This window comes from Paractinoplanes rishiriensis (genome assembly GCF_016862375.1).
In the GTDB taxonomy this organism is placed as follows: Bacteria; Actinomycetota; Actinomycetes; order Mycobacteriales; family Micromonosporaceae; genus Actinoplanes; species Actinoplanes rishiriensis.
In genome coordinates this window covers 1-8,439 of the sequence record NZ_BOMV01000137.1, presented here as the reverse complement: position 1 = coordinate 8,439, position 8,439 = coordinate 1, and the positions used below count along the sequence as shown (strand labels likewise).

Below are 8,439 nucleotides of genomic sequence, written 5' to 3'. Positions count from 1 at the left end.
AACACGTCGATCATGTTCGAGAACTACCCGGTCGACGCGGCCGCGCTCGGCGAGGTGGCGCGGGTCAACGGGCTGCGGCTGTCGAACGAGCGGATCAGCGACTCCACCCATTTCGCCATCGGTCTGGTGGCGGTGCCCGGTGACGCGTTCCGCTTCCACCTGCGTTACCGGCCGGACGTGCTGGACGAGGCGACCGTGCGGGCGGCGGCGGACCGGTTCGCCGGCGTGCTGCGGGCGATCGCCGCCGACGTCGAGCGTCCGGTGGGCAGCCTGCCGGTGGTCGGCGAGGACGCCCTCGACCGGCTGCTGGCCGGCTGGAACGACACCGCCCGGCCGGACGCCCGCGACTCCGGCGCCACCCTGCCCGAGCTGTTCGAGGCACAGGTGCGGCGTACGCCCGAGGCGACCGCGCTGCGCTTCGCCGGCGCCGGACTGTCCTACGCCGAGCTCAACGCGCGCGCCAACCGGCTCGCCCGGCAGCTCGTTGCGTCCGGCGCCGGGCCGGAGGACCACGTCGCGGTGGCCCTGAGCCGCTCGGCGGACCTGGTCGTCGCGCTGCTGGCGGTGGTGAAGGCGGGCGCCGGATACCTGCCGATCGACCCGAGCTACCCGGCGGAGCGGATCGGCCTGATGCTGGCCGACGCCCGGCCCGGCGTCCTGGTCACCACCACCGACCTCGCCGCCCGGCTGACCGGCGCCGGCGCCACGCTGCTGTGCCTCGACGACGCGGACACCGCGGCTGCGGTCGCCGCCCGGCCGGACACCGACCTGGCCGCCGGCGAGCGGTCCGCCGTGCTGCGGCCGGATCACCCGGCGTACACCATCTACACCTCGGGATCCACCGGCCGGCCCAAGGGCGTCGTGGTCACGCACCGCAACGTCGTGCGGCTGTTCACCCAGACCGAGCACTGGTTCTCGTTCGGTGCCGGCGACGTGTGGACGCTGTTCCACTCGTTCGCTTTCGACTTCTCGGTCTGGGAGCTGTGGGGACCGCTGCTGTACGGCGGCACCCTGGTGGTTGTCCCGTACGACGTGAGCCGGTCGCCGGAGGACTTCCTGCGTCTGCTGGCGCGGGAGCGGGTCACCGTGCTCAACCAGACGCCGTCGGCGTTCTATCAGCTGACCGCCGCGGACACCGGGGAAGACCTTGCCCTGCGTTACGTGATCTTCGGCGGTGAGGCGCTCGACCTGCGCCGGCTGGCCGCCTGGTACGCACGGCACCCGGACGACGCCCCGGTGCTGGTCAACATGTACGGCATCACCGAGACCACGGTGCACGTGACCTACCGGCCGCTGACCGCCGAGCTGGCCGGTGGCCAGGCCCGCAGCCTGGTCGGCGGCGGGATCCCGGACCTGCGGATGTACGTCCTGGACGCCGCCCTGCACCCGGTGCGGCCCGGGATCGCGGGCGAACTGTACGTGGCCGGACCGGGCCTGGCCCGCGGCTACCTGAACCGGCCCGGCCTGTCCGCGACCCGGTTCGTGGCCGACCCGTTCGGCCCGGCGGGCAGCCGGATGTACCGCACCGGCGACCGGGTCCGCTGGCTGCCCGGCACCGGTTTCGAGTTCGTCGGGCGGGCTGACGACCAGGTGAAGATCCGCGGCTTCCGGATCGAGACCGGCGAGATCGAGGCGGCCATGCTGGCCCACCCCGGCGTCGGCCGGGCGCTGGTGACCGTGCGCAGGTCGCCGGCCGGGGAGGCCCGCCTGGCCGGGTACGTGACGCCGGCCCGGCACGACGACGCCGCGGCGCCGGCCGACCTGCCGCTGGAACACGTCGGGGACTGGCAGACGATCTACGACAGCCTCTACGAGGACGGCCGCGGGCGCACCTTCGGCGAGGACTTCATCGGCTGGGACAGCACCTACACCGGCGAGCCGATCCCGCTGGAGCAGATGCGCGAGTGGCGGGACGCGACCGTCCAGCGGCTGCGCGACCTCGCGCCGCGCCGGCTGCTGGAGATCGGTTTCGGATCCGGCCTGCTGCTGTCCCGGATCGCGCCGGACTGCGACGAGTACTGGGGCACCGACGTTTCGCCGACCGCGGTCGACGAGATGAACCGGATGCTCGCCGACCGGCCGGAGCTGCGCGACCGGGTCACGCTGCGGTGCCGTCCGGCGCACGACACCGAGGGCCTGCCGGCCGGCCACTTCGACACCGTCGTGGTGAACTCGGTGCTGCAGTACTTCCCGGACGGCAACTACCTGGCCGACGTGATCCGCCAGGCCCTGCGCCTGCTCGCGCCGGGCGGCCGGCTGTTCCTCGGCGACGTGCGCAACCCGCGGCTGCTGGACGCGCTGCACGCCACCGCCCAGGTGCGGCAGGCCGGCAGCAAGGCCGCGTCGCTGGTGCGGGCGGCCGCCGAGCACGCCCGCACGGCCGAGCGGGAACTGCTCGTCGACCCGGACTTCTTCGCCTCGCTGGCGGCCGAGGAGCCGCTGATCGCCGGTCTGGACGTGCGGCTCAAGCGCGGCCGGCACCACAACGAGCTGACCCGGTACCGGTACGACGTCGTGGTGCACCGGTCGCCGGCCGGGACCACCCGGCTCGCGGACCTGCCCGCGTTCGCCTGGACGGACCGGTCGAACGCCGAGGAACTCATCCGCGAGAGGCCCGCGGTGCGCCTGACCGGCGTGCCGAACGCGCGGGTCACCGGCGAGGCCGAGATCGCCCGCCGGCTGACCGCGGGTGCTTCGCTACCCGAGGTCGCGGCTGGCGCCGACCAGCCCGGCATCGACCCCGAGGAGCTGCACGAGCTGGCCGGGCGGCTCGGCCGGCGCGCGCTGGTGACCTGGTCACGGGTCGCCCCCGACCGCATAGACGTGGTGTTCGTGCCGGCGGGCGAACCGCAGGCCTTCACCGACGTCTACCCGGCGAGCCGGGACGCGCTGCTGCCGCCGGCGCGGTACACCAACGACCCGCTGGCGCCCCGCCAGGCCGGCGCGCTGGCCGCGGCCGTGCGGTCCTTCCTCGGCGAGCGACTGCCGGACTACATGGTGCCGGCCGCGGTCGTGGTGGTGGACGAGTTCCCGCTGACCGTCAACGGCAAGGTGGACCGGGCGAAGCTGCCCGCGCCGGAGGTCACCGCCGCGGGCGGTGCCGGCCGCCGGCCGCGGGACCGGCACGAGGAGGTCCTCTGCGGCCTCTTCGCCGAGGTGCTGGGCGTCGCCGAGGTGGGCGTCGACGACTCGTTCTTCGACCTGGGCGGCGACAGCATCATGTCGATCCAGCTGGTCTCCCGGGCGCGCGCGGTCGGCGTGGTGCTGTCCGCGCGGGACGTCTTCGAGGGCAAGACCGTGGCGCGGCTGGCGGGCCTGGCCGGTGCCGGCGGCCCGGTGGTGCCGGACGTGGGCGTCGGGGAGATGCCGCCGACGCCGATCGTGGCCTGGCTGGCCGAGCTGGGCGGCCCGATCGACGGTTTCGCCCAGTCGCTGGTGCTGTCGGTGCCGGCCGGGGCGGACGGGGACCGGCTGCGGACCGCGGTGCAGGCATTGCTGGACTGCCATGATGCGCTGCGGCTGCGGTTGCTGGACGGGTTCCGTATGCGGGTGGAGCCGGTCGGCTCGGTGTCCGCCGCGACGGTGCTGTCCCGGGTGGACGTCAGCGGGCGGTCCGCCTCGGGCGTCGACGAGGTGGTCGCGGCCCGGGCGGTCGAGGCCCGCGAGGAACTGGCACCGCACACCGGAACCGTGTTGCGGGCGGTGTACTTCGACGCCGGGCTGGACGCGCCCGGCCGGCTGCTGCTGATGATCCACCACCTGGCCGTGGACGGCGTGTCCTGGCGGGTGCTGGTCCCGGATCTGGTGTCCGCTTACGAGGGTGCCGGGCTGGCTCCGGTGGGCACGTCCGTCCGGCGGTGGTCGTCCTGGCTCGCCGAGCAGGCGGTGTCGCCGCGCTGGGTCGGTCAGCTGCCGGTCTGGAAGTCGGTAGCGGCCGGGCGGACCGGCCTCGGCCTGGGCGAACTGGAGCCGCAGGACACCCACGCGACGGCCGGGCGGGTGTCGCTGGTGCTGCCCGCGTCGGTGACCGTGCCGCTGCTCACCCGGGTGCCGGCCGTGTTCAACGCCGGGGTCAACGACGTGCTGCTGGCCGGCCTCGCGCTGGCCGTCGACGAGTGGCAGCGCGGCCGGGGCGGTGCCGGCGGACCGTTCGTGGTGGACCTGGAGGGCCACGGCCGGCTCGACCACCTGGGCGAGGGCCTCGACCTGGCACGGACGGTGGGCTGGTTCACCACGCTCTATCCGGTGCGGCTGGACGCCGGGGTGTTCGACCGGGCGTCGGCGTGGGCCGGCGGTGCCGCGGCCGGGCAGGTCCTCAAGTCCATCAAGGAACAGCTGCGGCAGGTGCCCGACGACGGACTCGGCCACGGCCTGCTGCGCTACCTCAACCCGGAGACCGCCGCCCAGCTGGCGACGGCCGGCCGGGTCGAGCTGGGATTCAACTACCTGGGCCGGTGGACCGAACCCCAGCGGGGCGACTTCGCGGTGCTGCCGGACGGCGCCGGGGCCGGTGGCGTCGACCCGGGCATGCGCCTGGCGCACGTCATCGAGCTGAACGCGCTGGCCTTCGAGGGTGCCGACGGTGCCGAGCTGCGGGCGACCTGGAGTTTCGCCGGCCGGCTGGTCGGGCCCGCGGAGGTGGAAGGGCTGGCCGAGCTGTGGTTCACCGCGCTACGTGCGCTGGTGGCCCACGCCGACAGCCCGGACGCCGGCGGCCTCACGCCGTCGGACGTGTCGCTGGTCGCGATGACCCAGGACGAAATCGACGAATTTGAGCTTGACCTCTACGCGCACGGGGAGCGTAACGAATGAGCCAGCCGGCACGCAGTATCGAGGACATCCTTCCGCTGTCGCCGCTGCAGGAGGGTCTGCTGTTCCACAGCGTCTACGACGAGCAGACCCAGGACACCTACACCGAACAGCTGTCGATCGTTCTCGAGGGCGGCCTGGATACCGTCCGGTTCCGGGAGTGCGCCGCCCAGGTCGTCCGCGGGCACGCGGCGCTGCGGGCCGCCTTCCGGCAGCGCAAGTCGGGGGAGTGGGTGCAGCTCATCCACCGCGACCCGCCGTTGTGCTGGACCGAGGTGGACCTGCGGCATCTGGACGGCGACGACCAGGACAAGGCCGTCGAGCAGACCCTGCTGGCCGACCGGGCCGGCGGGTTCGACCTGGGCGTCGCCCAGCTGATCCGGTTCCAGCTGATCCGGCTCGGCGACGAGCGGTACCGGTTCGTGATCACGAACCACCACATCATCCTCGACGGCTGGTCGATGCCGGTGCTGCTGGACGACCTGTTCTCCCGGTACATCGGCGCGGCCGGGGAGCCGTCCCCGCCGTACCGCAATTATTTGACCTGGCTCGCCGGCCGTAACCAGCAGGTCGCCGAGGCGGAATGGCAGGCCGCGCTGGCCGGCCTGGCGGGACCGACCCTGGTCGGTCCGGCCGGTGGCACCGACGGCGCCGCGGATCCCGAGCGCATCCACGTCTATCTGCCCGAGGACGTCACCACCCGGCTCAACCGGCAGGCCCGCGAGCTCGGCGTCACCCCGAACATCGTGGTCCAGGCGGCCTGGGCGCTCACCCTGGCCCGGATCACCGGGCGGCAGGACGTCGTGTTCGGCATCACCGTCTCCGGCCGGCCGCCCGAGCTGGCCGGCGTGGAGCGGATGGTCGGCCTGTTCATCAACACGGTGCCGTTGCGGATCGCGCTGCGCCCGGCCGAGCCGCTCGCCGCCCTGCTGACCCGCATCCAGCAGGAGCAGCTCCGCACCTTCGACCACCAGTACCTCTCGCTCGGCCGGATCAGCTCGCTCACCGGCCTGGGCGGCGAACTGTTCGACACCTCGATGGTGTTCGAGAACTACCCGCTCGACCACGCCCGGTTCGACGCCGTGGCCAAGGCGGCCGGCCTGCGCGGCATCTCGGTCGACTACCACGACGCCTCGCACTACCCGCTCGGCCTCGTGGTCACCCCCGGCGCCCGCCTGCACCTGCGTCTCGACTACCGGCCGGACGCGTTCCGCCCGGACCGGGCCGCCGACGTGGTGCAGATCCTGCGACGGGTGCTCGACAGCGTCCTGGACCGGCCGGGCCACCCCACCGGCCGGATCGACACGCTCGACGAGGCCGGGCGCCGCCGGCTCGTCGCCGAGCCGAACGACACCGCCCGCGAGGTGGCCGTAGAGCCGCTGCCTCACCTCTTCGAGAGCCAGGTGGCCCGGGACGGCGCCGCGACCGCCCTGGTCTTCGAGGACGTGACGTACTCCTATGTGGAGCTCAACGCCCGGGCGAACCGCCTGGCCCGCTACCTGACCGGGCGCGGGGCCGGCCCGGAGGGCTGCGTGGCGGTGGCGCTGCCCCGGTCGCCGCAGCTCGCGGTCGCGGTGCTGGCCGTCCTCAAGACCGGCGCCGCCTATCTGCCGATCGACCTGAAGACGCCGGCCGACCGGATCGGCTTCGTGCTCGGCGACGCCGCGCCCGGCCTGGTGCTCACCACCACCGCGGACGCCGGCCGGATCCCCGCCGAAGACCCGGTGCTGCTGGACGCGCCGGACGTCGCCGCCGCCGTCGAGGCGTGCGCGGACACCGACCTCGGCGACGCCGAGCGGACCGCGCCGCTGCACGCGGACCAGCTCGCTTACGTCATCTACACCTCCGGATCGACCGGCACCCCGAAGGGCGTGGCCGTCACCCATCGCGGCGTCCCCAGCCTGGTCGAGGGGCAGCGCGAGACGTTCGCCATCACGCCGGCCTCGCGGGTGCTGCAGTTCGCCTCGGCGGGCTTCGACGCGATGGTGTCCGAGCTGATGGTCACCTGGCTCTCCGGCGCGGCCGTGGTGATGGCGGTCGACGACCGGCTCATGCCCGGTGAGCCGCTGACCGGCCTGATCGAGGCGCGCCGGGTCACCCACGTGACGCTGCCGCCCAGCGCCCTGGCCGCGATGCAGGCCGGATCGGTGCCGCCGCGGGTCACGGTGATCGTCGCGGGCGAGGCCAGCGGCTCCGACATCGTGCGCCGCTGGGCCCGGGGCCGCCGGATGATCAACGCGTACGGGCCGACCGAGACGACCGTGTGCGCCACGATGAGCTCCCGGCTGCGCGCCGACCTGGAGACCGCGCCGCCGATCGGTACCCCGATCGTCAACAGCTCCGCGTACGTGCTGGACGCCGGCCTGCTGCCGGCGCCGGTCGGGGTGGCCGGCGAGTTGTACGTGTCGGGTGCCGGCCTGGCCCGGGGGTATCTGGGCCGGGCGGCGCTGACCGGTGAGCGGTTCGTGGCCGATCCGTTCGGTCCGGCCGGTTCCCGGATGTACCGCACCGGCGACGTGGTGCGCTGGACCGAGTCCGGCGTGCTGGAGTTCGTCGGCCGGGCCGACGACCAGGTCAAGGTGCGCGGCTTCCGGATCGAGCTGGGCGAGGTCGAGTCGGTGCTGGCCGGGCTCTCCGGCGTGGGCCGCGCGGTGGTGGTGGTCCGGGAGGACCAGCCGGGTGACGCCCGCCTGGTCGGCTACGTGCAGTCCACCGTGGCGCTCGACCCGGCCGGGTTGAAGGCCGCCCTGGCCCGGACCCTGCCGGACTACATGGTGCCGGCCGCGATCGTGCTGGTCGACGAGTTCCCGCTGACCGTGAACGGCAAGGTGGACCGGGCCAAGCTGCCCGCGCCCGAGGTCACCGTGGCGGCCGGCGGCCGGGGTCCGCGGGACGCCCGCGAGGAGATCCTCTGCGGCCTGTTCGCCGAGGTGCTGGGCGTGCCCGAGGTGGGCATCGACGACTCGTTCTTCGACCTGGGCGGCCACTCGCTGCTGGCCACCCGGCTGGTCAGCCGGATCCGCTCGGTGCTGGACGTGGAGCTGCCGGTGCGCGAGCTGTTCGACGCGGCGACCGTGGCCGGGCTGTCCCGCCGGCTCGACACCGCGCGGGCCGGCCGGGGCGGGGTGCAGGCGGTCGTGCCGCGCCCGGAGCGGGTGCCGCTGTCCTTCGCCCAGCAGCGGCTGTGGTTCCTCAACCGCCTCGAGGGCCCGTCGGCGACCTACAACGTGCCGATCGCGATGCGTCTGCGCGGCCGGCTCGACATCGCCGCGCTGGAGCTGGCGCTCGGCGATGTGATCGTCCGGCACGAGAGCCTGCGTACGGTGTTCGCCGAGGACCCGGCGGGGCCGGTGCAGGTGGTGCTGCCGGTCACCGCGATCACCTCGGTCTTCACCGTCGCCGAGAGCACCGCGGCGGACCTGCCGCGGCAGCTGGGCGAGGCCGCCGCGCACCAGTTCGACCTGTCCGGTGAACTGCCGGTCCGGCTGACGCTGTTCCGGCTGGCCGACGACGAGTTCGTGCTGCTGCTGGTCGCCCACCACGTCGCGGCGGACGCCTGGTCGATGCGGCCGCTGGCCCGCGACCTCACGGTCGCCTACCGGGCGCGGTGTGCCGCAGTGCTGCCGGCGT

2 protein-coding genes are annotated in these 8,439 nt (G+C 74.1%); both read left to right on the top strand.

The genetic code is table 11. The annotated features are described in order from the left end of the window. Positions 1 to 12 precede the first annotated feature (12 nt). The gene (locus tag Ari01nite_RS51245; RefSeq protein WP_275410972.1) at positions 13 to 4,812 is read left to right on the top strand and encodes a non-ribosomal peptide synthetase; all 4,800 of its coding nucleotides are present in this window, start codon (positions 13 to 15) and stop codon (positions 4,810 to 4,812) included. Next, positions 4,809 to 8,439, top strand: a 3,631-nt coding sequence (locus Ari01nite_RS49095) for a non-ribosomal peptide synthetase (protein ID WP_203791618.1), incomplete at its 3' end; no start/stop codon positions are given. The genes Ari01nite_RS51245 and Ari01nite_RS49095, both read left to right, overlap by 4 nt.